Origin of the sequence: Actinomyces sp. HMSC075C01, from assembly GCF_001812965.1 — a bacterium.
GTDB lineage: Bacteria > Actinomycetota > Actinomycetes > Actinomycetales > Actinomycetaceae > Actinomyces > Actinomyces acetigenes.
This window is the reverse complement of record NZ_KV810992.1, coordinates 29,484-56,350: the sequence shown is the minus strand read 5'-3', so window position 1 is coordinate 56,350 and position 26,867 is coordinate 29,484. Positions and strand designations below refer to the sequence as shown.

Genomic DNA, 26,867 nt, shown 5'->3' with positions numbered 1-26,867 from the left:
GTACCACCGACGACCTGGCATCATCGCCGGGTCCGTCATCGTGCACACAAGGCCGCGTTAGGAAGGCTCGTCTCAACTTGCAAAGTTTCGGGTACCCGAAACTATACTCGGCACTATGAGAACCATCCCCAGTATGAGCCGCCGCAGCGCTGCGGCCCTCGCCTGTCTCGCCCTGTCCCTTCCGACCCTGGCGGCCTGCGGTCGCAGCTCCACCTCCGCCGACGCGTCGGGCACGGTCAAAGCGGTCGCCTCCACTACCCAGATCTGCGACTACATCACCCAGCTCGCCACCGGCGACGCCTCCAGCGAGCTCTCCTTCGACCGCACCGGAGCCGACGGCAAGACCCAGCACTTCGGCGCCGACGCCGCCAAGGCCAAGTCCCGCCTCACGCTCACCTGCCTGCTGGCCCCCAACGCCTCGGCGCACGAGCACGACATGACCACGGCGCAGTCCAAGGCCCTGTCCGAGGCGGATCTCTTCTTCATTTCCGGTGTCGATCTGGAGCACTTCCTGGACTCCGCCGTCGACTCCACCGGCTTCAAGGGCACCATGGTGGTGACCTCCGGCGTCGCCGGGGCCGCCGACATCGATGACCTGGCCGCTCAGAAGAAGAAGGAGGAGGCCAAGCCCTACAAGGTCGACCGGGGCAGCGCCAAGGTCGAGGTCGCCAAGTGGCCCTTCCCGCCTGAGGAGGGTGAGAGCCAGCCCGAGTTCCGCTTCGACCCGCACGTGTGGACCTCGCCGAAGAACGCCATTGTCCAGGTCACCAACATCGGTGCCGCCCTGGAGAAGGCCGCCCCCGACCAGGCCGGTGTCTTCCGCAGCCACGTGGACGCCTACGTCGCCAAGCTCAAGACCCTCGACGGGTGGGCTGCAGACTCTCTGAACTCGGTGCCTCAGGAACAACGAGTCCTGTTCACCAGCCACGACGCCTTCGGCTACTTCAGCACCGAGTTCGGCGTGAAGTTCGAGGGCGCGGCTTTGTCCGACTTCAACGCCCAGCAGGACGCCACCGCCGACAAGATCCAGGAGACCGCGGACAAGGTCAAGGCCTCCGGAGCCGTGGCCATCTTCGCCGAGAACTCCAACAACCCCAAGTCCGTCCAGAAGGTCGCCGAGGTCGCCGGGGTCAAGGCTGTCATCGGTGACGAAGCGCTCTACGGCGATTCCCTGGGCACCCCCGGCTCCGACGGCGAAACCTACATCGGCTCCATCCTCCACAACGTCTCCAACCTCACCAAGGCCTGGGGCGGCACGGTCACCGAGATCCCCGCCGACCTCGCCCAGTGGACCCCCAAGGCATCCGACGTCAAGTGAGGAACCACATGACAGACCCCCACGATTCCGCACCCGCCGCGGCCGAGTCGGTCGTCACCCTGGAGGACGCCTCCTTCTCCTACGGCGCTTCGACGGTACTCACCGGTGTCAACGGCCGGGTTCCGGCCGGGCAGGCCCTCGCCCTCGTCGGCCCCAACGGTTCGGGCAAGACGACGCTTATGCGGGCCCTGCTCGGCATGGTGACCATCAGTGCCGGGAGGGTGCGGGTCAACGGGGCGGCGCCGGGGCGCGCGCCGCGAGGGTCCGTCGGATACGTGCCCCAGATCAGCGACCTCGATCCCACCTTTCCCGTTACCGTGCGGGAGGTGGTCCAGATGGGCACGTACTCCCAACTCGGCATCCTGCGGCGCCCCGGAGCTCAGACCCGTCGTCGGGCTCTGGATGCCCTGGAGAGCGTCGGCCTGGCCGACCGCGCCGACAGGCGCTTCGGCACCCTGTCCGGCGGCCAGCAGCAACGCGTCCTCGTGGCACGCTGCGTGGCCGCCCGGCCCCGCCTCATCCTCCTCGACGAGCCCTTCAACGGCCTGGACCAGCCCAACCGCGAGGCCCTGCTGTCCATCATCACCGACCTCAAGGACCAGGGCATCTCCCTGATCATCTCCACCCACGACCTCGTCCTGGCCCAGGAGACCTGCGAGCAGGCGGCCCTCCTGGCTGGACGTCAGATCGCCTTCGGGCCGCGCGACGACGTGCTCGTGGCCCGCTACATCGATGAGGCCTACGGCGGCCACGGCACCACCCGGCTGCTGGGGCTGCGCTCCGGCGTGGACACGCAGGAGCGGTCATGAGTGACGCGATGACGCTCTTCAGCCAGGCCCTCGAGCAGCTGCGCCTGGCGGCCGTCAACGTCCCCGGGCTCACGGAGCTGGCTCAGTTCCCCTTCCTCTTCCGCCCCCTGGTGATGGTGGTGCTTCTGGGCGTCGTCGCCGGCGTCATCGGCGTCATCGTCAACCTGCGCAGCGCCGAGTTCAGTGCCGAGGCCATGGTGCACGCCGTCTTCCCCGGAATCGTCGCCGGCGCCGTCTACTGGGGGATCGACGCGATCATCCCGGCGGCTTCCGTCGTCGCCGTCGCCGCGGCCCTGGTCCTGACCATCGTCTCCCACCGCTCGCGTCGGGGTGAGGCCTCCGAGGCCGGCACCGCCGTCGTCCTCACCAGCTTCTTCTCCATCGGGCTCATCCTGTCCCTGGCCAAGGGCGACATGTCCGGCCAGCTCGAGGCCCTCATGTTCGGCCGCCTCCTGGAGGTCACCGATGCGCGCCTGGCCCAGGCGCTCATCGTGTGCGCCGTCGCGCTGCTGCTCATTGCGGCGACCTGGAAGGAGCAGGTCGCCTACGCCTTCGACCGCACCGGTGCCCGCGCCTCCGGGCTGAGGATCCTCGCACTCGACCTGGTCCTCAACACCGCCATCGCGGCCGCGGTCGTCTCCGCCTCGACTGCGGTGGGCATCCTCCTGGTCATCGGCTACCTCGTCATCCCCGGCGCGACGGCGCGCGTCCTCGCCTCCCGGGTGCGCACCATGGTCGTTGTCGCCATTGCCGTCGGTGTGGGCGGCGGATACCTCGGGATGCTGCTCATGGTCCTGCCCGAGACCCTCGACAAGCCGATCTCCCCGCAGGCCACCGTGGCCCTGGTGATGACCGGGATCCTCCTGCTCGCCGTCGGCGTCTCCACCGTGCGCGAACGGCTGGACAGGATCCGCCACCGCGATCACTCGGCGCAGCCGGTCACGGTTGCGGCGGCCTCGACGACGGCGGGTGCGGAGGCCACCACTGATCGCGCCGGGGGAGCGGAGGACTCGGCGAGCGGCGTGACCCCGGTGGCCGAGAGGAGCCGAGTATGAGGATCGGGTTCGACATCCTCCTGCTGCCCATCATCGAGGTCGTTCTCATGGGACTGCTGGCCGGGCTCGTGGGCGCGCTCGCACTGGTCCATCGCCGGATCTTCTTCACCGAGTCACTCACCCACGCGACCTTCCCCGGAGCGATCGTCGGTGTGGTCGCTGCTGCCTGGTTCTCGCGGGCGGTCCTCGGCCAGCGCGCCGACTTCACCCTCCTGTCCACGCTGGTTCTGGTGGGAGCCGCCTTCATGTGCCTGCCAATGATCTGGCTCATGCGGCGCCTCTCCCAGGTTCCCGGGATCTCCTCCCAGTCGGCAGCCGGCGTCGTCCTCACCTTCGGATTCGCCCTGGGCTACTTCCTCAACAAGTGGTTCGCCCCGTTGCCGATCAAGGTGGACTCCTTCCTGGCCGGATCCGTGCTCAACGTCAACCGCGTCGATGTCATCGCCGTCGGAGTCGTCCTGGCGATGACGATCCTCGTGCTCCTAGTAGGCGGGCGGTTCCTCACCTTCTACAGCTTCGACCCGCTGGGGTACCGCGCCAGCGGGCTGAACCCCGCCTGGGCCGAGGGGACCGTCATGGTCATGATCACCCTGACCATCGTGATGCTCGTTCCCGCCGTCGGCACGATTCTGCCCATCGCGCTCATTGCCGCGCCCGCGGCCGCTCTGGCGCCGTGGACGCGCACCATGCGCCAGCTGCTGATCGGTGCCCCGGTTCTGGGGGCGGCCTCGGCCCTGGCCGGGCTGCTGATCGCGGTGCAGCTGAACCTGTCCGCCGGTGGGGTCATCGCGGTGACCTCCGGAGTGGTCTACCTGGTCTCGGCCCTGGTCCACTGGTCCGTGATGAGCGGAGTCTGGGTGCGAGTGCCGCTGCTACGCCGGGGCTGAGCCCGCCGATCCCGTGCGGGTGCTCCCAGCGACGCCGGAGCGAGGCTCGCGGCAGGGCCGAGGCCGGCTCTCAGACGGCGATCCCCAGGACGCCGCGCAGGTCGGCCTTGATGGCCTCCAGGCGCTCAGCGGCCGCCTTGCGCACCTGCGCCACCGGAGTGCCATTCGTCGGCAGAATCACCTCGCAGTAGCACTTGAGCTTGGGCTCTGTCCCCGAGGGGCGCACGACCACCCGATCATCCGAGGCCGTCACCCACACCAGCCCGTTCGTGGGGGGCAGGGTGCCGCCGTTACCGTCCGAGACGCCGTCGAGCAGATCCACCGTCGTGGTGACCGGGGAGCCGGCAAGCTTGGCCGGTGCTCCGCCCGAACGCAGGCGCTCCATGGTGCTGGTAATGATGTCGAGGTCCTCGACCCGCATGCTCAATGGGCTCGTGGCGTGCAGCCCGTGCTCGCGTGCGAGCCGGTTGAGCAGATCCTGCAAGGTCCGGCCCTGCTGCTTGAGCACGGAGGTCAGCACCGCCAACCGCACCGAGGCGGAGATACCGTCCTTGTCCCGCACCGCGGCGGGATCGACGCAGTACCCCAGTGCCTCCTCATAGCCGAAGACCAGGCCCGGCTCCCGACTGATCCACTTGAAACCCGTCAGGGTGCGGCGGAAGCCCAAGCCGTGGGACTGGGCGATCCGGCGCAGCAGGCGGGAGGAGACCACGGAGCAGGCCAGGACCCCGTTGCCGGCGAAAGCGGCCAGCTCGGCGGCCTGCTCCCCCAGGAGCGCGCCGACCTCATCGCCTGTCAGCTGACGCCAGCCACCGGGAGCGTCCTCATCCGGGATCGCCGCCGAGCAACGATCAGCGTCGGGATCGTTGGCGATCACCAGGTCCGCATCGACCTGCCGGGCCTTATCCAGCGCCAGGTCCAGCGCCCCGGGCTCCTCCGGGTTGGGGAAGGCGACCGTCGGGAAGTCCGGATCCGGCTCGAACTGCTCGGCCACCTCGACGACGTCGGTGAACCCGGCTCGCGCGAGCACCTCCCGGCAGGTGGCCCCACCCACGCCGTGCATCGCCGTCAGCACGATCCTCACCGGGGCGGGGGCCGTCATCCGGGCCGCCTGAGCGGCCCGCTCGATGTACTCCTCCCGGATCTGCGGGTCGACCGTCTCCCAGCCCGACTGCGGGCGGGGTACGGAGGACACCGGGCCGACGGCGTCGATCGCCGCAGCGATCTGGCTGTCATAGGGGGGAACGATCTGGGCTCCCTGCCCCGAGTCGGTGACGGCCCGCCCGCCCAGGTAGACCTTGTAGCCGTTGTCCTGCGGCGGGTTGTGCGAGGCCGTGACCATGACGCCGGCGTCGGCCTCCAGGCGCCGCAGCGCGAAGGCGAGCACCGGGGTGGGGCAGTGCGACTCGAAGAGAATGGCCCGCCCGCCCGCGCCGGTGACGACCGCGGCCGTATCGCGGGCGAACTGCTCAGAGTTGTGGCGGGCGTCGTAGCCGATGACCACGCTGAAGCCCTCACCGAGACGGTCCTTGAGGTACGCGGACAGGCCTGCTGCGGCGCGGATGACGACGACCCGGTTCATCCGGTTGGGGCCGCCGCCCAGGCGGCCGCGCAAGCCGGCCGTGCCGAAGGCGAGGGTGCCGCTGAAGGCATCACTGAGTGCCCTGCGAGCCGCCTGGGCCTGCTCGCCATGAGAGCGGGCGGCGCTCAGGAGCTCAGTGAGCTCGGCGCGAGTGACGGGATCCGGATCGTCCTGGATCCACGCGTCCACGGCAACGTCGTCGTACACATCTTCAGGGCCTCGGGTCATATCCGTGACGGTACCGCGCCAGAACTTCTGGAAACGCTCACAATGACGCTCCTCACTGGTGTTTCCAAACACAAGGAGAATTCAGTCACCAGAATGACGGAACATACCTAAAGATAAGATTTCTTGAATTAAATTGACGGTATAATTCGAGGTTGTTTTGAGAGTCCTGAGAGGTGTGTTGATGTCGAGAAGGAAGTGGGTGGCGGGAGCGAATGTCTGGGACTTTTGTCTCCCATGTGTCCTTGGCTCCTGAGCGTCGAACACGTCGCCGCCTGGCCAGGATTAAGGGATCATGGCGCCATGAGTACACGCGAGTCCTACCGCAAGGGACCAGTGGTGCTGCGCGGCACCCAGATCCCCACCCAGACTACCGACGCACGCCTGCTGAGCAGTGACGCCGACGCCGACTGGCTCCACGCCGACCCGTGGCGGGTCATGCGCATCCAGGCGGAGTTCGTCGAGGGCTTCGGGGCGCTGGCGGAGCTGGGGGCGGCCATCAGCGTCTTCGGCTCGGCCCGCAGCAAGCCCGAGGACCCCACCTACCGCGTGGCCATGGAGGTCGGCGCCGGGCTGGCGCGCGCCGGCTACGCCGTCATCACCGGAGGCGGCCCCGGCATGATGGAGGCCGCCAACCGCGGGTGCCACGAGGCCGGTGGAACCTCGGTGGGACTGGGCATTGAGCTGCCCCATGAGCAGGGCATGAACGAGTACGTCGATCTCGGGGTCAACTTCCGCTACTTCTTCGCCCGCAAGACCATGTTCGTCAAGTACTCCGACGGATTCGTCGTCATGCCCGGCGGAATGGGGACCCTCGACGAGCTCTTCGAGGCCCTCACCCTGGTCCAGACGCAGAAGATCTCCTCCTTCCCCATCGTCCTGGTGGACAGCGGCTACTGGGGCGGGCTGCTGGAGTGGCTGCGCACCACGATGGTCGCGCGCGGCATGATCTCTTCGGCTGACCCCGACCTGCTACATGTTGCCGACGACGCCAAGGCCGCCGTGGACTATGTGGTCAGTGCGGCCCGCCGACTGCGTGATGGCCGGGCGGGTGCGTGAATCGTGTCATGGCGGACCCATCATCGAACGTCGCACCTTGAATGTCGTAGAATATGACAGGTCGCGCGGCGATGTGCCCGCGCAGCACTGACGAAAGGTGAGCACATGGCTGCCATGAAGCCCCGGACCGGAGACGGCCCCCTCGAAGTCGTCAAGGAAGGCCGCGCCATCATCATGCGGGTTCCGCTTGAGGGCGGTGGTCGACTCGTCCTCGAGATCACGGCTGATGAGGTCAAGGCACTCGGAGAGGCTCTGGCCAACGCCAAGATCTGAGCGATCCAGGCACCCCGGGGCAGCCGGTACCACTCGGTCCTCGGGGCCGAGTAGCCGGTGGCCGAGTCACCCAACCTCACGAAAGAGGGTCGGACCCCATGCGGGTCCGACCCTCTTCCTCGTTCCGCCCCGCTGGCGGTCAGGTCTGACGCACGGAGACGAGCAGGCCGTCCCCAACGGGCAGCAGTGTGGTCAGCAGGGCCCGGGAGGCGCGCAGCGCCTTACCGAGCTCACGGGCTGCCACAGTGGTGACGTCGCGGCGGGCCGGGTCGGCCACGTGGTCGTTCCACAGGGCGCGGGTGACGGCCAGGACCCCGCCGGGGCGCAGCATCCGCAGGGCGTTGGAGGCCAGGAGGATGGCCTCTTCCGGGGCGACGTCGAGCACCACCATGTCGTAGGAGCGGGCCGCCATCCGGGGCATGACGTCCGAGGCCCGTCCCTGGATGATGCGGGTGCGCGAGGAGGGGTAGCCGGCTCCGTCAAAGGCGCGGCGGGCCTCGCGCTGGAGCTCGGGCTCGACGTCGATCGTGGTGAGGACCCCGTCGGTCCCCATGCCGCCTAGCAGCCACAGGCCCGAGACTCCGGTGCCGGTGCCGACCTCGGCCACGGACTTGGCCCCCACTGAGGCGGCCAGCATCCGCAGCGCCGCTCCGGCCCCCGAGGACACCGGGGTGATGCCGAGCTCGAGCCCGCGTATGCGGGCCTGGGCGGTGGCCTCGTCCTCCGCGGTGAAGTCCTCCGTGTAGGACCAGCTCAGCGTCTTGTCCGCACTCACTGTGAGCCTTTCTTCTGCTGCGGGGTGCCAGGCGCACCCATCAAGCCACATTGTTCCAGGTGTTCGGCCCGATAGGCGGAAGGGCGCTCGCTCGGGTGAGTCCGCCGGTAGGCGAACCGAGGCGGACCGGGGCGGTCAGGACTCCCTATACTGAGCGGCGTGTTCGGCATCAACGGATCTGAGTTCCTCGTCATCATCCTGGTGGCGGTGATCGTGGTGGGGCCGCAGCGCTTGCCCGAGTACACCCGCAAGCTCACGCAGATGGTACGTCAGCTCAGGGTGTTCCTGGACAACGCGCGCAGCCAGATCGCCGAGGAGGTCGGCCCCGAGATGGCCGACCTGGACCTGTCCAGCCTCGACCCGCGCCAGTACGACCCTCGCAAGATCGTGCGCGACGCCCTGGGAGAGGACATTGACGCCATTCGCGAGGACCTCGCCCACCCCTTCCGCTCCGTCGGCTCAGCCGTCAAGGAGATCTCCGACGACGCCGCTCAGGCCGTCAACGACGTGGTCAAGCAGGATCGGGCCACGTCGCTGAGCAAGCAGATCGAGGCCAAGCGCGAGGAGCGGCTGGCCGAGAACGACGCCGACAATGCTGACAACAGCGAGAGCCCCACGAGCTCCGAGAGCAGCACTGAGGGGGCCGAGAACGCAGAGCGCCTGCAGAGCGCTGAGCAGCAGGCAGTCTCCACCCCACCGCGGGGAGTGCTTCAGCAGGCGGGCGACGCCGAGGCCGTGTCCGAGTCGGCTGACGGGTCTGATGAGACCGTGCCGAAGGCGACCGAGGGCGAGCGGTCCCAGGAGAGCGACGCCGCCGAGCAGTCGGAGGCGACCGAGGAGGACGACCAGTCGGCTGAGTCGGAGCCGGTGGAGGTCCCGGCAAGCCTGGTCGAGCCGCAGACCGCTGCCTGCGGTGAGGAGGCAGAGGACTCCACCGCGGCGGGCGATGACACCCGCACCCGCGTGCGGCCCTTGTCCCCGCGCGACATCGTGCGCGCCGCCAACGCCGCCGCCCGCACTCGCGCCGAGGCCGCGCGTATCGCCGTCGACTTCTGACCTCGGCCAGAGGGACGCGCGGGGCCGGCGTCAGGCCGGGGTGACCCCCAGGCTCTTGCCGGCCAGGCCGCGGGAGCGGTGCGTCAGGCGCTGGGCCACGGCGGACAGCCCCAGGGCAGCGGGGGCGTCGGCGGCCGGCTTGCCGTCCTCGGCCACGGTGGCCGGCAGGCCGGTGTCGGACCCCTCACGCAGGCGGATGTCCAGCGGCAGCTGGGCCAGCAGCGGCACCTCGTAGCCGAGGGTCTCGCTCAGGGAGGCGCTGACGATCTTGCCCCCGCCGGAGCCGAAGATCTCCAGGCGTGAGCCGTCGGGCTGGGGCATGTAGGACATGTTCTCGATGACGCCCACCACCTTTTGGTGTGTCTGGGCGGCGATGAGGCCGGTGCGCTCGGCCACCTCGGCGGCGGCCGTCTGCGGGGTGGTGACCACGAGGATCTCGGCGCCCGGCAGCAGCTGGGCCACGGAGATCGTCACGTCGCCGGTGCCGGGCGGCAGGTCCAGCAGCAGGACGTCCAGGTCGCCCCAGAACACGTCAGAGAGGAACTGCTGGACGGCGCGGTGCAGCATGGGGCCGCGCCAGACGACCGGCTGCTTGTCCTCCACGAACATGCCGATGGAGATGACCTTCACCCCGTGGGCCACGGGCGGCACGATCATGCCGTCGAGCTGGGTGGGCACCCGGTCCACCCCCAGCATGCGGGGAATGGAGAAGCCGTAGATATCGGCGTCGACCACGCCCACGCTCAGGCCCTGGGCGGCCATGGCGGCGGCGAGGTTCGCGGTCACCGAGGACTTGCCGACCCCACCCTTGCCGGAGGTGACGGCGTAGATGCGGGTGAGGTTGCCCGGCTGGGTGAAGGGAATCACCGGCTCGGCGGCCCCTCCGCGCAGGCGACGCCGCAGCTCGGCCTTCTGCTCGTCGTTCATGACGCCCAGGCTCACCTGGACCTCGGTGACGCCCTCGACGGTGCTGACCTCGCGACGGGTGTCAGCGGTGATCGTGTCCTTCAGGGGACACCCGGCCACGGTCAGGAGCACCTCGACACTGACAACGCCGTCCTCGGCGATGTCAACGGAGGAAACCATTCCCAGGTCGGTGATGGGGCGGTGCAGCTCGGGGTCGATGACCCTGGCCAGCGCCTCCATGACGGCGTCATGAGTCGGTTGCGTCATGGGTCCATCCTAGGGGCGCCCCGGAGTGCCACGACAGGTGGCGAGCCCCACGTGGGGGGCGGGAGAGGCTCTCAGTGGGCGGTGCGCTGCCCCGGTGCGGCGTCGGGCTCGTCGTCGCCGCTGTCCTGGAACTCGGCGATCTCCTCACGGGTGAGGCGCTCCTCAGCGAGAATCTCGCTGAGCATGTCACGCAGTTCGCTGCGCACGAAGTCGCGGGTGGCGACGTCGTTCATGGCCAGGCGCAGGGCGGCGATCTCCCGGGTGAGGAACTCGGTGTCCTCCAGGTTGCGCTGGGCGCGCTGGCGGTCCTGCTCGGCGGTGACGCGGTCGCGGTCGTCCTGCCGGTTCTGGGCCAGCATGATGAGGGGGGCCGAGTAGGAGGCCTGGGTGGAGAAGGCCAGGTTGAGCAGGATGAAGGGGTAGGGGTCCCAGGCCCGCTGCATCTTGACCAGGACGAGGTTCGCCACGATCCACACAGCGACGAAGATCGACATGTAGAGCACGAACTGGGGTGAGCCCATGAAGCGGGCGGTGGCCTCGGCGAAGCGGCCGAAGCCGTCGGAGCGCGAGGCGTGGGTCGGATGCGTCCTGCGCAGCCACCGCAGGCGGCTGTCGGGCAAGGGCTGGTCGAGCTGGTCAGGCATTGGCTCCCCTCTCGATCGTCTCGTCGGTGACGGCCTCGTCGGCCACGCGCCAGTCGTCGGGCATGAGGTGGTCCAGGACGTCGTCGACACTGACAGCACCCAGCAGGCGCCCGGCGTCATCGAGGACCGGCAGGGCCGTCAGGTTGTAGGTGGCCAGCAGACGGGTGACGGTACCGATGGAGTCCTCGGGGCGCACGGAGTCGACGTCGGTGTCCACGATGGAGCCGACCAAGCGCTGAGGACGCTCGCGCAGGGCCCTCTGGAAGTGGATCATGCCCACGAACTTGCCGGTGGGGGACTCCAGGGGCGGGCGGCACACGAAGCCGACGGCGGCCAGGGCGGGAGGAACCTCTGCCTTGCGGGACTGGGCCAGAAAGGTCGCCACGGTCGACTCGGGGGGCAGGATGATCGGCTCGGTGGTCATCAGGCCGCCGGCGGTGTAGTCGTCGTAGGCCATGAGGCGGCGCACGTCCTCGGCCTCCTCGGGCTCCATGAGGCCCAGCAGCTCAGTGGCCTTGAGCTGGGGGAGGTCGGCGACCAGGTCGGCGGCGTCGTCGGGCTGCATGACGTCCAGGACGTCGGCGGCGCGACCGGCCTCCAGGCGGGACAGGAGGGCGACGGCGTCCTCGTTGCCAAGCTCCTCCAGGACGTCGGCCAGGCGCTCGTCGGCCAGCTCGGCGGCCACGCGCATCTGGCTGTCCTGGGGCAGGTCGCGCATGACGTCGGCCAGGTCGGCGGGCTTGAGGTCCTCCAGGGTGGCCAGCAACGCGGTGGCGCCCTGCTTGTCGGCGCTGTCGGCCAGGCCGCTGACCTCATCGGGGCGTACCGTGAAGGTCTCCCCGCGGCGCAGGCCCAGGGGACCCGAGGAGGCCCGCTGGACGAACAGGCGGGTCACCTTCCAGTCCATGCCGCGGTCGCGCTCGATGGCCACGTCCCGCACGGTGACGGTCCCCGAGCCGTCGCGCATGGTGACCACCCGGTCCAGCAGCTCGCCGACGACCAGGGTCTCCACATGGCGCTGGGTGAAGCGGCGGATGTTCATCAGACCGGTGGTGATGACGGCTCCGGGCTTGATCGCGGTGATCCGCGACAGGGGCAGGAAGACGCGACGCCGGCTGGAGACGTCGATGACGAAGCCGACGGCCCTGGGCTCTCCACGCATCTGCAGCAGGACGACGACGTCATGGACCTTGCCCACCGCATCGCCCAAGGGGTCGAAGACAGAGGTGCCGATGAGGCGGGCCACAAAAACCCTGGTGGCCGTGTGTGTCCTGGTGTTCTCCACAAGCCAAGCCTATGCGCCTGAGGCGTGATTGCCGGCCGATGGGCCCGTACCGTGTGCCCGCGCGTGCGACGATAGCCCCCATGAACGCCAATCCGAGCCCGTTGTCCTCCCTGACCTCGTCCAGTGGTGGTGTCATGCCCCAGGGGGAGGAAGTGGCCTCCTTCGCGACCTACCCCGAGGCGCAGAGGGCGGTGGATGCCCTGTCGGACCAGGGCTTCCCGGTTCAGCACCTGGCGATCATCGGCACCGACCTGCGTCAGGTCGAGCGCATCACCGGACGCATGAGCTGGGGACGCGCAGCGATGTCGGGGGCCATGAACGGCCTGTGGATCGGGATGTTCTTCGGCATCATCATGTCGATGGCCGGCAGCAGCGGTCCCAGGCTCAACTTCTGGGCCTGCGTCCTGCTGGGGGTGCTGTGGGGCATCGTCTTCCAGCTCTTCAGCTACGCCCTGACCCGAGGGCGGCGCGACTTCACCTCCATCAGCCAGGTCGTGGCCTCGCGCTACTCGATCATCGCCGCCCGTGAGATTCACGAGGCCAGCCAGGCCCTGGCCGATGTCCCGGGCAACCTTGCACGCGGGGGAGGGGCGCTGCGGCGCTCCCAGGAGCGGCGTCGGGCACGGCAGGAGGCTCCCGGGCCCACCGCCTTCGGATCGCGCCCCGACGAGCAGCCCCGCTTCGGGGTGCGACTGCCGCAGCCCGGCAGCGACGCTCCTGAGCGGACCTCCACCGCCTTGGCCGGCCGCGCCTCCGGTGCCCCGGCCGCTGCCGAGGACTACGACCCCTTCCTGCGCCCCTCGCGATCGGGGGATCGCAAGGAGCCGGGGGCCTCGGAGTCGTCGCAGGAGACCGGCGATGAGACCGGCTCCGGTAACGAGGGCTGACCGGTGCTGAGGGACGAGGGAGCGCGACAATGAGCATTCCGGTGGGGCTGTCGACCGCCTGCGTGGTTCCCGGCAGTGTTCCAGACACCTTCGCCATCGCCCGGGAACTGGGCTACGACGGTGTCGAGATCATGGTCTGGAGTGAGAAGGCGTCCCAGGACGCCACCCGGCTGGCGGCCCTGGTGGAGAAGTTCGACCAGCCGGTGCTGGCCGTCCACGCCCCCACGCTGCTGGTGACCCGCGGGGTCTTCGGCGCCGATCCGTGGGACAAGGTGGACCGCTCCATTGAGCTGGCCCACTACCTCGAGGCGCCCACGGTGGTGCTGCACCCGCCCTTCTTCTGGCAGACCCGTTACGCGCGCTCCTTCATCGCCGGGGTCGCGCAGCGCGAGGCGACCACGGGCATCCACCTGGCGGTGGAGAACATGTTCACCTGGCGGCCCCGCCACGCCCACTCCACGCGCGACTTCCAGGCCTACTCGCCCACCTGGGACCCGGTGGGGCAGGGCTACAAGTCGGTGACGCTGGACATCTCCCACGCCGCCACCTCCGGCTCCGACGCCCTGGCCATGGCCCGTGCGCTGGGGCCCACGCTGCGTCACCTGCACCTGACCGACGGTGTGCCCGGGCCCCTGGACGACCACCTGCTGCCCGGGCAGGGCAACCAGGACTGCGCCGGGGTCCTCAAGCACCTGGTGGCCACCGGTTTCGAGGCTGGTGGGGGACAGGTCGTCGTCGAGGTGACCACCCGGTCCATGACGGCCGCCCAGCGCCTCGAGGGCCTCGCCAGCGCTCTGGCCTTCGCCCGCGAGTACCTGGAGGGCGGGGAACCGGCCCACATTCCCGAGCCGACCCGCAAACGCTACCGCCGTACCTGACCCGGCCTAGCAGTAGGCGGTCTCGTGCTCCAGGTGCGAGACGGGCTCGAGCTGGAGGGTCGCGTGCTGGATTCTGACCGGGAAGTGCTCGGCCACGCAGCGCTGGAGCCGGTCGAGGATCTCCTCGGTGTGACCGTCGCGCAGGCACTCGTCGCGCACGACGACGTGCGCGGTCAGCACCGGCATGCCCGAGGCGACGGTCCACGCGTGCAGGTCGTGGACCTCCTCGACGTGGTCGATGCCGAGCATGTGCGAGCGCACCTGCGCCAGGTCCAGCTCCCGGGGGGTGAAGTCCATGAGGACCGTCAGGGCCGAGCGCAGCAGCGTCACCGCCCGGGGCAGGATGAGGACGGCGATGAGCAGGGAGGCCACGGCGTCGGCCCGGGTCCAGCCGGTGCGGGCCACGACGGCGGCGGCGATGATGACGCCCACCGATCCCAGGGCGTCATTGAGGACCTCCAGGAGAGCGGCCCTCATGTTGAGGTTCTCGTCGTGTCCGTCATGCCCCCGGCCGCCGGAGAGGACCAGCAGCGCGATGACGTTGGCGGCCAGGCCGATGACCCCCATGACGAGCATGCCGGAGGCCTCGACCTGCGGGGCCACCAGCAGGTTGTGAACCGCCTTGAAGGCCACGAAGAGCCCGACGACGGCGAGCATGCCCGCCTGGAGCGCGGCCCCGATGACCTCGGCGCGGCGCATGCCCCAGGTGGAGCGGTCCGTGGCCGGACGCGCGGACAGGTGTGCGGCCGTCAGGGCCATGGCCAGGCCGGCGACGTCGGTGAGCATGTGCCCGGCGTCGGCCAGCAGTGCCAGTGAGCCGGTGAGAAGAGCAGTGATGATCTCTGCCACCAGGACGGTGGCCGACAGGCACAGGGCGACCAGGAGCCGCCCGCGCGAGGCCCCGGCGCCATGGTTGTGCGAGTGACCGTGGGAGCGGTTGGGGGAATGGTCGTGGGGCTTGTGGCCGACTGGGGTGCTCACTGTGGCTCCTTGCTCCGGATCGCTCCGTCCGCGCAGATGGTGGCGGCCAGGGACTCGGCCGCGGCCAGGACCTGCTCGATCGCCTCGGGGTTCTCGATCCGGCTGACGTTGGCCCGCCCGTGGGAGTGGCTGGAGATGAGACCGGCGCTGCGCAGGATCGCCAGGTGCTGGGAGACGGTCGACTGGGCCAGGCCCAGGTGCTCGGTCAGCTCCACCACCCGGTGCTCGCCACCGTGGAGGTGACGCAGGATCGCCAGGCGGGTGGCGTCCCCCAGGACGTCAAGCAGGGAGGCCACGGTGGAGGCCTCGCGCACGGCGCCGTGGTCCTGGGGTCGGTCCTCGGGCAGCAGCCCATGTTTCATCGTCATACGCCGATGCTATCTGCGAGTGACGATGAGGGGCAAGGGGGTGACCAGCAGTCAGTCGGCAGTCAGCCGGCAATGAGCCCACTGACCCAGGCCTCGACCTCCTCCACAGTGCGGGGCACGTCCTGGGTGAGGCGCTCCACGCTGCCGTCCTCGCGCACGACGACGTCGTCCTCGATACGCACGCCCGTGCCGCGCATCTCGGCGGGCACCAGCAGGTCGTCCTGGCGGAAGTACAGCCCCGGCTCGATGGTGAAGCACATGCCCGGCCTGAGCTCGGCCTCCATGTACATCTCGCGGCGCGCCTGGGCGCAGTCGTGGACGTCCAGACCCAGGTGGTGGCTGGTGCCGTGCACCATCCAGCGCCGGTGGTACTGGCCCTCGGGGGCCAGGGAGTCGGCGGCGCTCACGCCCTCGGGCAGCATCCCCCACTCCTCCAGGCGGGCGGCGATCACCTCCATGGCGGCGGTGTGGACGTCCTTGAAGCGGCAGCCCGGCGTGCCCGCACGGGCGAAGGCGGCGTCGGCGGCGTCGAGAACCGCCTGATAGATCCGGCGCTGAGCCTCGGTGAAGCGACCATCGACCGGGATCGTGCGAGTGACGTCGGCGGTGTAGAGGGAGTCGACCTCGACGCCGGCGTCCACCAGGACCAGCTGGCCGGGCTCAACGGCGCCGTCGTTGTTGATCCAGTGCAGGGTGTTGGCGTGGTTGCCGGCCGCCGCGATCGTGTCATAGCCCAGGCCGTTGCCCTCCTCACGGGCCTTGGCCCCGAAGGCCCCCTCCAGGACCCGCTCACCGCGCCAGTGGCCGCGGGCACGGGGAATGGAGCGGATGAGGTCGTCGAAACCGGCCTTGGTGGCGGCGACGGCGGCACGCAGCTGATCGATCTCCCAGGGGTCCTTGATCAGGCGCAGCTCGCTGGTGGCCTCGGCCAGACCGGCGTCCACCTCCGCGGCTCCCTGGCCGGTCTGCAGCCCGACCTTCTCCCGTGTGGAGGTCACCAGGGCGGTGACGGACTCATCGGCCTCGGCGACGACGCGCAGCCGGACCGCGTCGGGGCCGGCGTCCTTGGCCAGTGCGTCGGGCAGGGAGTCGATGTGGGCGCAGCGCATGCCGGTGGATGCCTCGACCTCCTCCAGAGAGGGCCGCACGCCTACCCACAGCTCGCCGTACCGGGGGTCGCCGTAGAACTCCTGGCTGGAGCGTGAGGCCCGGGGCCGGAAGTAGAGGACCGCCTCATGCGTCGGGGCGGCGCCGTCGGCGTTGTCGGAGTCGGCGGAGTCGGCGGAGTCGGCGGCGTGGCCCGGGGAGCCCGCGTCCTGACCCGGCGCGGTCAGGGGGTCCAGGACGAGCACGGCGTCCGGCTCGAAGTCCGTGCCGGTGCCGGCCAGGTGGGCGAAGGCGCTGTGGGGCCTGAACCGGTAGTCGCAGTCGTTGTTGCGCACCTTGAGCGCGCCGGCGGGCAGCACCAGACGCTCACCGGGGAAGAGCCTTCCGAGGGCCTCACGCCGGGCCGCCGCCCAGGGGGCCGCCTCGCTGCGGGCGGGCAGGCCCTCGGGGCGAGGGCCCCACCCCGAGCCGATGAAGTCGCGGAAGGCCTGGTTGTCGGGCTGGCGGGACCGGTTGGAGCCTCGCGCCGCCAAGGACTGGGGGGCCTCCTGCGAGGAGGCGGGGGCCTCGTCGGACGGGTGGGTGTCTGCGGGAGAAGTCGATGCCATAGGGGCATCATCCCACTGTCGAGCCCCTGCCGGTGCTGGGCGGGGCCCAGGGACACTGGAACGGCTCAGTCCTGCTCGTCGGCCGGGAAACGCACCCCCACCTGGCGGCGGGCCTCCTGCAGGACCCCGACCGCCGCCACGGAGCGGCTCAGCGGGTGCAGATCGGACTCGCGCGCGCCGGCACGTACCAGGCGGCACACCTCGGCCAGCTCGTAGGCGAGCTGGTGGCCGGGCACCTGGACGCCGCGCTCGACCGACAGATCCTCCCTCGCGCCCGTTTCCGCCGCCGGGCCGCGCAGCTCGATGCGTCTGGGCCACTGGCAGTCATCAATGCTCAGCACGTCATGGTCCCCGGCGAAGCTCGACTGTGTCCCCGGGGAGGTCTTGGAGTGCAGGCAGACGACCTCCAGCCCGGCGTGCTCACCGAAGTCGTAGGACAGGACCACCGTGCCCCGTGCGTCCACACCGCACTCCAGCAGCGTCCCGGTGGCCGTCACCCGGTCCGGCTCACCGAAGAGGTGGATGGCCAGGCTGACCGGGTAGGTGCCCAGGTCCATGAGGGAGCCACCACCCAGTGCCGGATCGAAGGCCGGCGGCAGACCACCGGAGCGGTAGACCTCCATCCGCGAGGAGAACTGCTCCTTGGACAGCACTACCCGATGCAGCCGCCCCAGCCGCGGCAGGTGCTCACGCAGCCGAGCCACCCCGGGCTCGAAGGCGGACAGCCACCCCTCCATGAGGAAACGGTCGGCTGCCCGCGCTGCCTCCACCATCGCCTCGGCCTGCGAGCGTGTCAGGGCGAAGGGCTTCTCCACCAGGACGTGGAAACCGGCCTCCAGGGCCGCGATCGCGTGCTGTGCGTGCAAGGAGTTGGGAGAGCCCACGTGGACGACGTCGATCGGGGCCTGCGAGCCCGGGCCGTGGGCGGCGAGCATCTCCTCAAGCGAGGCATAGGCATGCGCGATCCCGTGCTCGGCGGCGAAGGCGGCGGCGCGCTCGCGGTGGGTGGAGGTAACGGCCACGATCTGTGCACCCGGCTCACAGACGACTGCCTCGGCGAACCACCGGGCGATGAAACCGGCCCCGATCACCCCGAAGCGGACCGGGGCGTCGTCGGGAAGGCGTGTGGGAGGCGCAGTATCCGTCGTACGGCTCGGCTCACTCATGTCGTCCAGTCTTCCACGCCTCCCGATGCTCCTACCTACACTTTACCTACACTGTCACGGTGCGCATCGACCCCCACACCCACTCGGCCTGCTCCGACGGCACCGACTCGCCCGCCGAACTCATGGAGAAGGCGGCCGCGGCCGGCCTCGACGTCGTCGGGCTGACCGACCACGACACGACGGCCGGATGGGAGGAGGCGGCCCGGGCCGTCCCGGACACCGGCGTCGCCCTGCTGCGCGGCACCGAGATCTCCTGCGCCGCGGACGGGGTCACCCTCCACCTGCTGTCCTACCTGCACCGGGCCGACGACGCCGGACTGGAGGCCGCCTTCGCCCGCGCCCGCCGCTCGCGCGACAGCCGGGCGCAGCGGATGGTCGAACGCCTCAGCGAGGACTTCCCGATCACCTGGGAGGATGTCCTGTCCCAGTGCGCCGACTCCCACACGATCGGCCGTCCCCACATTGCCGACGCCCTGGTTGCGGCCGGCTCCTTCCCCGATCGCAACGCCGCCTTCGCCGGGCCGCTGGCCACCTCCTCGCCCTACTACGTCCATCACTGGGCGCTGGACCCGGTGGAGGCCTGCCGCCTGGTGCGCGCCGCCGGCGGAGTCCCGGTGGCGGCCCACCCGCGCGCCTCCTCGCGCCAGCGCCGCCTCGTGCCCGATGAGACCTTCGCCCAGATGGCCGAGGCCGGCCTGGCGGCCCTGGAGATGAACCACCGCGACCAGGGCCCCGAGCAGCGCGAGCAGGTTCGCCTCCTGGCCCAGCGCCTGGGGCTGGGGCTGTCGGGGGCCTCGGACTACCACGGCACCGGCAAGCCCAACCGCCTGGGGGAGAACCTCATGCCGCCCGAGCTGCTGGAACGGATCCTCGATGAGGGTGCCCTCGACCTCGTCCGCCCCTGAGGGCCGACCGGCCCCGGTACCCGACTCCCGCCGAGCGGCGGTGATAGAAACACCCCCATGTTGCAGTCCGCCTTCGACACCACGGTCTTCGCCACGACCTTCACGACGCTCCTGGTCATTCAGGACCCCCTGGGCGCCATCCCGATCTTCCTGTCCCTGACCTCGCGGCAGACGCCCACTGAGCGCGCCGCCTCCGCACGCCAGGCCACGGTCGTCTCCTTCGCCGTCATCGTGCTCTTCGCGGTCTTCGGGCGCTACATCCTGAAGTTCCTGGGGATCTCGGTGCCCTCTCTCCAGGTGGCCGGAGGTCTGCTCCTGCTCCTGGTGGCCCTGGAGCTGCTGACCGACAAGGTCGATGAGAGCCCTGACCCTGAGGCCGTCACTGCCAACGCCGCTCTCGTTCCTCTGGGCACGCCGCTGCTGGCCGGGCCCGGCGCCATCGTCGCGGCGATGGTCGCCGTGGACACCACCGGAGGTGGGGTAGCCGGATGGGTCTCCGTGACGGCCGCGATCATCGGCACGCATGTCGCCATCTGGGCCTCGCTGCGCTTCTCCCTGGGGCTCAACCGGGTGCTGGGCACCTCCGGCATCCGGATCCTCACCCGGGTCATGGGACTGCTCCTGGCAGCCATCGCCGTCCAGATCATGGCCGACGGCGTCTTCGCCTTCCTGGAGACCCGCCTCTGACCCCGGTCCGCCCCGGAGTCGGACAGCGGCTGAGACCCACGTGTGTCTCAGCCGCTCTATGCCGCCCTACTCGCCGACGGTCCTGTCAATGGGACGGCCGCCGCGAGTGCGCTTACGGGTGCGCTTGCGCCGGGGCTTGGCCTCGCCGTCGGCGGAGCGCCGGGAACGCTCGCCGCGCTTGGCGTCCCTGCCGCCGCGGCCCCGGCCGCGCTCCGAGCGCCCGCCCTTCCGGCCGGACTGCTTGCGTCCGTGCCTGCCGGTCTCACCCAGGTCCTCGATCTCCTCAGCGTCCAGCCCCTCCAGGATGCGCTTGTGGCGGGGCAGGCGGCCGGTGACCTTCTCCGGGATCGACAGGTCGGAGAACAGGTGCTTACTGGTGTGGTAGGTCTCCACTGGCTCCTCGATGGGCAGGCCCAGGGCCTTGGCGATGATCCGCCAGCGCGGCACGTCGTCCCAGTCCACGAAGGTGACCGCCGTGCCGGAGTTACCGGCGCGGCCGGTGCGCCCGATGCGGTGGACGTAGATCTTCTCGTCCTCGGGGCACTGGTAGTTGATGACGTGGGTGACGTCGTCGACGTCGATGCCGCGGGCGGCCACGTCGGTGGCCACCAGGACGTCCACCTTGTTGTGGCGGAAGGCGCGCAGGGCCTGCTCGCGGGCCCCCTGGCCGAGGTCGCCGTGCAGGGCCGCGGTGGCGAAGCCGCGGGCGCGCAGGTCATCGGCCACCCGGGCCGCCGTGCGCTTGGTGCGCGCGAAGATGATGGTGCGTCCACGTCCTTCGGCCTGGAGGATCCGGGAGACGACCTCCACCTTGTTCATCGAGTGAGTTCGGTAGACGACCTGCTGGACCGTCTGGACAGTCATGCCCTCGTCGCCCGGGTCCTGGGCGCGGATGTGGGTGGGGCGGGTCATGTAGCGGCGCGCCAGGCCGACCACGGCCCCGGGCATGGTGGCGCTGAAGAGCATCGTGTGCCGGTCGGCGCGGGTGCGGGCCAGGATCTTCTCCACGTCGGGCAGGAAGCCCAGGTCCAGCATCTCGTCGGCCTCGTCCAGGACGACGGTGGTCACGTGAGCCAGGTCCAGCACGCCGCGCTCCATGAGGTCGATGAGGCGGCCGGGCGTCCCCACGACGACCTCGGCCCCGCGCTCGAGGTCCTCGATCTGGGGCTCGTAGGCGCGCCCGCCGTAGACCTGGACGATGCGCACGGTGCGTTTGGCGGCAGCCGTGGACAGCTCCTCGGCGACCTGCTTGGCCAGCTCACGGGTGGGCAGGATGACCAGGGCCTGGGGGCTGCCGGAGGCGGGATCCTCGTCCCAGCCCTCCTCCCCGGGGCCCAGAGTGTCCATGAGCAGGGGGATGCCGAAACCCAGGGTCTTGCCGGTGCCGGTCTTGGCCTGACCGATGATGTCCTGCCCCTCCAGGGCCACCGGCAGGGTGAGGGCCTGGATGGGGAAGGGGTGGGTGATGCCCTTGGCGTCCAGGGCTTCGCAGATCTCCGGCTCGACACCGAAGTCGGCGAAGGTCTTGCGGCTCAGGTCGGTCTGGGCACCCTCGTCGGTGATGTCGGGAGTGGCTTCGTCCAGGACGGGGGCGTGGGCGCCGGCCGTCTCGATGATCCCGGACGTGGCGGCAGTGGCGTCGGCATCCTCGATGGTGGTCTGGTCGTCTGTGGAGTTGTGGTCGGGCTCGACGGCGTCGGCCCCGTGCTGCTCGTTGCTCACGAGGTTCCTTGTCTTCTGATCAGGTTGAACCGGTCCGGCGCGGCTGTTGCTCGCGCGCACAGTGGGGTGCGCTGCGTGGGCGTTGGCGCCGTCGGATGTGGCAGCCGATCGCGAGTCATATCTGAGTCCATCTGACGACCGGGCAACCGTGGACGCCGTCAGCGTAGCGGCTTTCCAGCATATTCGCGTCGCCTGGCGTCACGTTGGCGGCTTGAGTGTGGGTGATGTCACGACGGGTGTGGGGGAGATCAGGCGGAGGCGGAGGGGGTGCATGTGGTGAATCAGTGCGGGGCGAATCTGCTGCTGTGCCTGTCTGGTGTGATCCTCAAGTAAAGCCTTTCTGGCAGTTCATTGAAAATAGATGACGAGGGGCGTCGTCAGGGGGCTTGTGGTCAAGAATGAAAGATGTCTGAGTATGTTAACGAGTCTCATTCGGGTAATACCTGCCTCACCTTTGATGATTCATCGACTCACAATTGAAAATCACGTCTTCTCCCAGTGGCGGCTGCAGTGGCGGCTGATGCGGGCGCGACGGCAAGGCTGCTCGGCGAGGGCGGGCTGGTTACGATGGTGGCCATGTCCCAGATGCCGACTCCGTCACCTCAGCCCAGCGCCTTCACCCCGATGCAGGTCGGTCCTCACGAGCTGTCCGTCGTCGGCGTCGTCGCGATCTCCCGGACAGCGGCCTGCACCCGCTACGCCAAGGATGCCGACCGGGCTCCGCAGATGACGGCCCGGGTCGACCTGCTGCGCATGAGCGCCTGGGAGGTCGCCTCCTTCGACCGGGTCGTGGAGCTGGCCTCGACCCACGGCATCGACGCCCTGGGGGCGGCCGAGCGCTTCACCGACGTCCTGGGTGACTTCGACGAGCGGCTGCGGCCACTGGACTGGGCCGAGCGCCTGCTCAAGACCTACATCACCTTCGGGCTGCTCATCGACTTCGGGATGGCGCTGAGCGAGTCCCTGGACGATCCCCTGCGCAGCGGACTCGTCCACGAGCTCAGCCAGGATCCGATCGGTACGTACGCCGTTGCCGAGCTGGAGGAGGTCATCGCGGCAGACCCGCAGCTGGCCGCCCGGCTGGGGCTGTGGGGCCGGCGCGTCATCGGTGAGGAGATCGGAACCTTCCAGAGGCTCCTGGGGCAGTTCCCCGAGCTTCTCGGCCAGATGGCTCAGGAGCAGCTCCACTCAGTACTGTCCCAGGGAGCGGTCTCCCGTATGAGAGGGTTGGGCCTGAGGGTCTGACCACCTCCCACCACCCCCACGCGGCGGTGATGTGAAGTGTCTAACAGTGGAGTAGTGCCCGTGTCGGTAGCGTGACAAGACCAGGGCTGCGGTGGGTAAGGTGGCCGCATCCACATCCTCATCACCCGACGTAAGAGCCATGGCTCTCAAGTCCTCAAGGAGTTCCCATGAAGCGAAGCGTATGGATGGCCGCGTCCGCGGCCGTTGCCCTGTCTGTCGTCCCGGTCGGTGCGGCCGCTGCTGACACGGACTCGGCTCCCGCCGCCGGGCAGGCGACGGCGCAGGCCAGTGACGCGAAGGCTGACGCTCCCCAGCCCGACACCCCCTCCCCGGCCGCCCCTAACCCTGAAGGTGACAAGCCGGCTCCCACCCCCGCCCCCGCGCCTGCTCCCGCCCCCACGGAGGATGCGGGCAAGGCCGCTCCCCAGGCTCCGGGTGCCAACAACGCCGCGGCGCAGCAGGAGAACAAGCCGGAGGCGCCGGCTGAGCAGCCTCAGCAGAACCAGGGCGACCAGCAGCAGGGCGATCCTGCCGGTTCCCAGGCCGCTCCCGAGCAGCAGCAGGCTCCGGCTCCCGAGCGGTCCTCTGAGGGTGACGCCCCTGCGGCCGCCGAGGAGAGTGCCCCCCGGGGCTCCGCGGATGCCCCCGGTGAGCAGGCCGCCGCTCCCCGCGAGCAGGCTGCTTCTGGTCAACAGGGTACCGCCACCTCAGGTCGCTCCACCCTGGCCCAGACCGGTGCGGGGACGACCGCCGCTTGGGTGGTGCTGGGCACCGGCGCGGCAGGTGCCGCCATGCTCATGGCGCGCCGTAGGCTGACCTACTGACACACATCGGTCCTTGACGTTGAGGAGAGGTCTGGCCCATGGATGACCGGATGCTCGACGGGGACAGGGTGCTGTGGTTCATCGGCGGCAGTCCTGAGCGTGCTCGGGAGGCCCTTGTCACCGGGCACGCCTGGACGCCCGAGCAGCGTGCGCAGCTCGAACAGATCGCAGCATCTGCCGGATATTCCCCTCAGCAGCCTGCCGGGTACCCGCCTGCTCAGCAGCAGGTGCCCGTTCAGGACCCCGCGTCCTTGTACGGGGCGCCTGCAGATCCCGTGGCCTTTGACGGCGTATTCAGAGGCGACGGTGCTCGTGGAGACACCGTGGACTACGGGGCGGCTCAGTCGACTCAGCCTGCTCAGCAGCCGGCTGAGGTCGCGCCGCCCCAGCCGCAGATGGCGACGCCGACGCAGCCTCAGCCACAGGGCTACAGGCTTCAACCGCTGCCCACGGTGACCGAGATGGAGGCGCCGCAGAGCGACGTCTCCCAGCACCCGAGCGACGCTCCACGTCGCGGGTGGGTCCTCCCGGTCGTGGCGGTCAGTGTGCTCGCTCTCGGACTGGTCGGGGGTGCTCTGGGAGGGCACTGGCTGTGGCCCGGCAAGAATGCGGCGGCTCCCTCACCCTCCGCTGCGGCGGCCCCTGCTGCCACCAAACCCGCAACCCTGCGCGCCGGCAGCGGTTCCTTCGTCTGCTCCTCCGGCGGCACTGGAGTCTCCTGCTGGGGCGCCGACGCCCAGGCCAACACCCAGGGCGCACGTGTCTCGCCGACGGCGGTGCCGGGACTGGAGAAGGTCAAGGTCTCGGCGCTGAGCGTGGGCAAGGGCTTCGCCGTGGCCGTGGACGACTCGGGCAAGGTCTACGCCTGGGGCGCCAACGAGGTCGGCCAGCTCGGTAAGAAGACTAATGAGGCGCTGGTCAACCAGGCCGTGGAGGTCGGCAAGCTGCCGGCCGCTCCCACCGCGCTCGTCTCCGGTTACGAGCACACCTGCGCGCTCGCCAAAGGCACAGTCTGGTGCTTCGGCTCCAACCGCTACGGGCAGGTCAACGGCACTGTCTCCGACACCCCGTCAGGGTTGGTGCAGGTGGACAAGATCAACGGGGCCACCCAGATCGGCACTTCCGGCTACGACACGTGGGCCACTGTCGACAAGGGGACCTGGACCTGGGGGAACAACTCCTGGGGGCAGGCCGACCCCTCGCAGGGCGTGGTCAACGTGGCGCCGACCCTGATCCCCGCGAACAGCTGACGCCGGTGCCGACAACGCAACAGCGCCCAGTCTCCTTCAGGAGGCTGGGCGCTCGGCGTATGTCGCGACAATGCTTACTTGTCGCCCTTGAGGTGGTTGACTGCGCCCTTGATGGCGTCCTTGGCGTCCTCGGCGACCTCCTTGATCTTGCCTTCGGCCTGCTGGAGCTTGCCCTCGGTCTCGGTCTCCTTGTTGCCAGTGACCTTGCCCGCGGCCTCCTTGGCCTTGCCGGCGATCCTGTCAACGGTTCCGTTGTCGCTCATGAGAGCTCCTTTCCATGGTGAGTCTCCGTGGCGTGGAGACGTGGAGGATGGCTCGACTATACATGTGTACATCTGAGACGACGCCCGGTATCCAGTGAGAGTTGCTATGGAGATCGCCTAAAACGTGTGACATATCCTATGTCGCTGAGGGTGCGGTGGCTCGTCTCGTCTCTCCGACGTCGTTCTCCGCATCTCAATGCCCATAGACTTCAGACACCTCTCGTTCGAGAGCCTCCTGATACAGCCTCCTGATACCGACACCGAGGTCGATCGCCCATGAGCAGTGCATCTGCGGACGTTCCCGCCGCCACCCGCGTCGAGAACGCCGGTCTTGACGTCATCTCCGAATCCGATCGCAAGGGACGGCCGAGCGATCTCTTCATGCCCTGGTTCGCGGCCAACATCTCCGTGCTGGGACTGTCCTGGGGCGCCTGGGTCCTCGGATTCGGACTGTCCTTCTGGCAGGCGGTCGTCGCGGGCAGCGTCGGTGTCATCGTCTCCTTCCTCCTGTGCGGCGTCGTGGCTGTCCTGGGCAAGCGAGGCAGCGCCCCCACCCTGGCGCTGTCCCGAGCGGCCTTCGGCTACAACGGCAATCGCCTGTCCGCGGCCCTGTCCTGGATCCTCACGGTCGGCTGGGAGACCGTCCTGTGCGTCTCGGCCACCCTGGCCTCGGCCACGGTGTTCCAGGCCCTGGGCTGGCACAACCAGGTCGGTGCCCAGATCTTGGGCTTCCTACTCACCGTCGGTCTGGCCGCCAGCGCAGGCATCCTCGGCTTCGAGGCGATCATGAGGGTCCAGACCTGGATCACCTGGGCCACCGGTGTCCTCACCATCATCTACCTCGTCCTCGTCGCTCCCCAGATCAGTATCCACAGGATTCTGGCCCTGCCGTCGGGTGGTCCCGCGGCCTTCATCGGAGCCCTGGTCATGGTGGCCACCGGATTCGGCCTCGGTTGGGTCAATGCCGCCGCTGACTACTCCCGCTACCTGCCCCGCAAGGCCTCGACCACCGGCGTCATCGGCTGGACCACACTGGGATCGGCACTGCCCTGCGTGGTGCTCGTCTTCTTCGGCATCCTCCTGGTGGGCTCCGACGCCGAGCTCGGCCAGGCCATCAACACTGACCCCATCGGCGCCCTGACCACGATCCTGCCCACATGGTTCCTCATCCCCTTTGCGATCGTCGCCATCCTGGGGCTGGCCGGCGGCATCATCATGGACCTGTACTCCTCGGGCCTGTCGCTCCTGGCGACCGGCCTGCCCGTGCGTCGGCACGTGGCCACCTCCATCGACGCCACCATCATGACCGTGGGCACCATCGCCGTCATCTTCGGTGCCGATGACTTCCTCGGCCCCTTCCAGGGGTTCCTCACCACCCTGGGAGTCGTCATCGCCGCCTGGGCCGGAGTCATGGTCGCCGAGGTCATTCTGCGCAGGCACGACTACGACGAGGAGGCCCTCTTCACACCCGACGGCGTCTACGGCTCAGTCAACTGGGAGGCCATCGTCCTCGTGGCTGCCGGTTCCGTCGTCGGCTGGGGGCTGGTCGTCAACTCGGCCGCCTCCTGGTTGTCCTGGCAGGGCTACCTGCTCGGGCCTCTCGGGGGTCGCGACGGGGCCTGGGCCGGAGCCAACCTCGGTGTGCTGGCCGCTCTGCTCATCGGTGTGCTCGGGCACCTTGTCCTCGGGCGAGGCCGGGTCGCCCGTCAGGAGGCCCGGTCGTGAGTGACCGTGCGTGTACTGTCTCCTCGCTTGTGAGACATGTGGGGGTTATGACTTCTGAGGCACTCGCTCGGGCGGGAGCCGGGGCAGGCTGGTGGTCCTGGAGGCGAGGG

General features: G+C 69.5%; 26 protein-coding genes. 15 read left to right on the top strand and 11 right to left on the bottom strand.

Going from position 1 to position 26,867, the window contains the following annotated elements; genetic code table 11:
* Positions 1-133 precede the first annotated feature (133 nt).
* From HMPREF2883_RS06820 to HMPREF2883_RS06805, 4 genes are read left to right on the top strand one after another with little or no spacing between them, the layout of a single operon-like run.
* Complete coding sequence (locus HMPREF2883_RS06820; RefSeq protein ID WP_070660100.1) at positions 134-1,318, top strand: metal ABC transporter substrate-binding protein; 1,185 nt, start codon at positions 134-136, stop codon at positions 1,316-1,318.
* Between the two features lie 8 nt (positions 1,319-1,326).
* Positions 1,327-2,127 carry a metal ABC transporter ATP-binding protein gene (locus HMPREF2883_RS06815; RefSeq protein ID WP_070660097.1) on the top strand — a complete coding sequence of 267 codons (801 nt, stop codon included), beginning with the start codon at positions 1,327-1,329 and terminating at the stop codon, positions 2,125-2,127.
* Entirely contained in the window at positions 2,124-3,182 is a 1,059-nt protein-coding gene (locus HMPREF2883_RS06810; RefSeq protein WP_070660094.1) for a metal ABC transporter permease, read from the top strand. Before HMPREF2883_RS06815 ends, HMPREF2883_RS06810 begins: the two co-directional genes overlap by 4 nt.
* Positions 3,179-4,069, top strand: coding sequence for a metal ABC transporter permease (locus HMPREF2883_RS06805; RefSeq protein ID WP_070660091.1), 891 nt, complete (start codon positions 3,179-3,181; stop codon positions 4,067-4,069). The genes HMPREF2883_RS06810 and HMPREF2883_RS06805 overlap by 4 nt, the downstream gene beginning before the upstream one ends.
* 70 nt (positions 4,070-4,139) lie before the next feature.
* On the opposite strand, the gene HMPREF2883_RS06800 is transcribed toward HMPREF2883_RS06805, so the two are convergent.
* The gene (locus tag HMPREF2883_RS06800) at positions 4,140-5,879 is read right to left on the bottom strand and encodes a phospho-sugar mutase (protein WP_070660088.1); all 1,740 of its coding nucleotides are present in this window, start codon (positions 5,877-5,879) and stop codon (positions 4,140-4,142) included.
* A gap of 300 nt (positions 5,880-6,179) precedes the next feature.
* Between HMPREF2883_RS06800 and HMPREF2883_RS06795 the strand changes: the two genes are divergently transcribed.
* Both HMPREF2883_RS06795 and HMPREF2883_RS06790 read left to right on the top strand, forming a co-directional pair.
* Positions 6,180-6,935, top strand: a complete 756-nt coding sequence (locus tag HMPREF2883_RS06795) for an LOG family protein (protein ID WP_070660085.1) — start codon at positions 6,180-6,182, stop codon at positions 6,933-6,935.
* Between the two features lie 105 nt (positions 6,936-7,040).
* Positions 7,041-7,208, top strand: coding sequence for a DUF3117 domain-containing protein (locus HMPREF2883_RS06790; protein ID WP_009396029.1), 168 nt, complete (start codon positions 7,041-7,043; stop codon positions 7,206-7,208).
* A 139-nt stretch (positions 7,209-7,347) separates the two neighbouring features.
* Here the strand turns inward: HMPREF2883_RS06790 and HMPREF2883_RS06785 are convergent, their stop codons facing one another.
* Entirely contained in the window at positions 7,348-7,983 is a 636-nt protein-coding gene (locus tag HMPREF2883_RS06785) for an O-methyltransferase (protein WP_070660084.1), read from the bottom strand.
* A gap of 159 nt (positions 7,984-8,142) precedes the next feature.
* Here HMPREF2883_RS06785 and HMPREF2883_RS06780 point away from each other — a divergent pair, with 159 nt between their 5' ends.
* Positions 8,143-9,039 carry a twin-arginine translocase TatA/TatE family subunit gene (locus tag HMPREF2883_RS06780; protein ID WP_070660081.1) on the top strand — a complete coding sequence of 299 codons (897 nt, stop codon included), beginning with the start codon at positions 8,143-8,145 and terminating at the stop codon, positions 9,037-9,039.
* 30 nt (positions 9,040-9,069) lie between these two features.
* Here the strand turns inward: HMPREF2883_RS06780 and HMPREF2883_RS06775 are convergent, their stop codons facing one another.
* From HMPREF2883_RS06775 to HMPREF2883_RS06765, 3 genes are all read right to left on the bottom strand, one after another.
* Entirely contained in the window at positions 9,070-10,212 is a 1,143-nt protein-coding gene (locus HMPREF2883_RS06775) for an Mrp/NBP35 family ATP-binding protein (RefSeq protein ID WP_070660078.1), read from the bottom strand.
* Between the two features lie 71 nt (positions 10,213-10,283).
* Positions 10,284-10,856, bottom strand: coding sequence for a DUF1003 domain-containing protein (locus tag HMPREF2883_RS06770; RefSeq protein ID WP_070660075.1), 573 nt, complete (start codon positions 10,854-10,856; stop codon positions 10,284-10,286).
* Entirely contained in the window at positions 10,849-12,141 is a 1,293-nt protein-coding gene (locus tag HMPREF2883_RS06765) for a magnesium transporter MgtE N-terminal domain-containing protein (RefSeq protein ID WP_070660073.1), read from the bottom strand. The genes HMPREF2883_RS06770 and HMPREF2883_RS06765 overlap by 8 nt, the downstream gene beginning before the upstream one ends.
* An 80-nt stretch (positions 12,142-12,221) precedes the next feature.
* Between HMPREF2883_RS06765 and HMPREF2883_RS06760 the strand changes: the two genes are divergently transcribed.
* Positions 12,222-13,028 carry a YflT domain-containing protein gene (locus HMPREF2883_RS06760; RefSeq protein ID WP_070660069.1) on the top strand — a complete coding sequence of 269 codons (807 nt, stop codon included), beginning with the start codon at positions 12,222-12,224 and terminating at the stop codon, positions 13,026-13,028.
* Between the two features lie 29 nt (positions 13,029-13,057).
* Positions 13,058-13,906, top strand: coding sequence for a sugar phosphate isomerase/epimerase family protein (locus HMPREF2883_RS06755; RefSeq protein WP_070660066.1), 849 nt, complete (start codon positions 13,058-13,060; stop codon positions 13,904-13,906).
* Positions 13,907-13,912: 6 nt separating this feature from the next.
* Here HMPREF2883_RS06755 and HMPREF2883_RS06750 read toward each other — a convergent pair whose 3' ends face one another.
* The 4 genes from HMPREF2883_RS06750 to HMPREF2883_RS06735 all read right to left on the bottom strand — a co-directional run bounded on the left by HMPREF2883_RS06750 (position 13,913) and on the right by HMPREF2883_RS06735 (position 18,136).
* Positions 13,913-14,887, bottom strand: coding sequence for a cation diffusion facilitator family transporter (locus tag HMPREF2883_RS06750; RefSeq protein ID WP_070660062.1), 975 nt, complete (start codon positions 14,885-14,887; stop codon positions 13,913-13,915).
* Positions 14,884-15,255 (bottom strand): ArsR/SmtB family transcription factor, encoded by a 372-nt coding sequence (locus HMPREF2883_RS06745; protein ID WP_070660059.1) that lies wholly within the window; start codon positions 15,253-15,255, stop codon positions 14,884-14,886. The genes HMPREF2883_RS06750 and HMPREF2883_RS06745 overlap by 4 nt, the downstream gene beginning before the upstream one ends.
* A gap of 62 nt (positions 15,256-15,317) precedes the next feature.
* Entirely contained in the window at positions 15,318-16,970 is a 1,653-nt protein-coding gene (locus HMPREF2883_RS06740; RefSeq protein ID WP_070660056.1) for an aminopeptidase P family protein, read from the bottom strand.
* Positions 16,971-17,035: 65 nt separating this feature from the next.
* Positions 17,036-18,136, bottom strand: a complete 1,101-nt coding sequence (locus HMPREF2883_RS06735; protein ID WP_070660053.1) for a Gfo/Idh/MocA family protein — start codon at positions 18,134-18,136, stop codon at positions 17,036-17,038.
* A gap of 59 nt (positions 18,137-18,195) precedes the next feature.
* On the opposite strand from HMPREF2883_RS06735, the gene HMPREF2883_RS06730 reads away from it, so the two are divergent.
* Complete coding sequence (locus HMPREF2883_RS06730) at positions 18,196-19,041, top strand: PHP domain-containing protein (RefSeq protein WP_070660049.1); 846 nt, start codon at positions 18,196-18,198, stop codon at positions 19,039-19,041.
* A gap of 57 nt (positions 19,042-19,098) precedes the next feature.
* Positions 19,099-19,728, top strand: a complete 630-nt coding sequence (locus tag HMPREF2883_RS06725) for a MarC family protein (RefSeq protein ID WP_070660047.1) — start codon at positions 19,099-19,101, stop codon at positions 19,726-19,728.
* A gap of 66 nt (positions 19,729-19,794) precedes the next feature.
* Here HMPREF2883_RS06725 and HMPREF2883_RS06720 read toward each other — a convergent pair whose 3' ends face one another.
* Entirely contained in the window at positions 19,795-21,450 is a 1,656-nt protein-coding gene (locus tag HMPREF2883_RS06720; RefSeq protein WP_070660044.1) for a DEAD/DEAH box helicase, read from the bottom strand.
* Positions 21,451-22,017: 567 nt separating this feature from the next.
* Here HMPREF2883_RS06720 and HMPREF2883_RS06715 point away from each other — a divergent pair.
* The 3 genes from HMPREF2883_RS06715 (at position 22,018) to HMPREF2883_RS06705 (ending at position 24,769) form a co-directional block, all read left to right on the top strand.
* A complete protein-coding gene (locus tag HMPREF2883_RS06715) occupies positions 22,018-22,695 on the top strand; it encodes a ferritin-like fold-containing protein (protein ID WP_070660192.1) in 678 nt (225 codons plus the stop codon).
* A gap of 167 nt (positions 22,696-22,862) precedes the next feature.
* The gene (locus HMPREF2883_RS06710; RefSeq protein WP_070660041.1) at positions 22,863-23,519 is read left to right on the top strand and encodes a peptidase; all 657 of its coding nucleotides are present in this window, start codon (positions 22,863-22,865) and stop codon (positions 23,517-23,519) included.
* Between the two features lie 38 nt (positions 23,520-23,557).
* A complete protein-coding gene (locus tag HMPREF2883_RS06705) occupies positions 23,558-24,769 on the top strand; it encodes an RCC1 domain-containing protein (protein ID WP_070660038.1) in 1,212 nt (403 codons plus the stop codon).
* 74 nt (positions 24,770-24,843) lie between these two features.
* On the opposite strand, the gene HMPREF2883_RS06700 is transcribed toward HMPREF2883_RS06705, so the two are convergent.
* Positions 24,844-25,032 (bottom strand): CsbD family protein, encoded by a 189-nt coding sequence (locus HMPREF2883_RS06700; protein ID WP_070660035.1) that lies wholly within the window; start codon positions 25,030-25,032, stop codon positions 24,844-24,846.
* A gap of 276 nt (positions 25,033-25,308) precedes the next feature.
* Between HMPREF2883_RS06700 and HMPREF2883_RS06695 the strand changes: the two genes are divergently transcribed.
* Positions 25,309-26,757 (top strand): purine-cytosine permease family protein, encoded by a 1,449-nt coding sequence (locus tag HMPREF2883_RS06695; protein ID WP_070660032.1) that lies wholly within the window; start codon positions 25,309-25,311, stop codon positions 26,755-26,757.
* Positions 26,758-26,867: the final 110 nt, after the last annotated feature.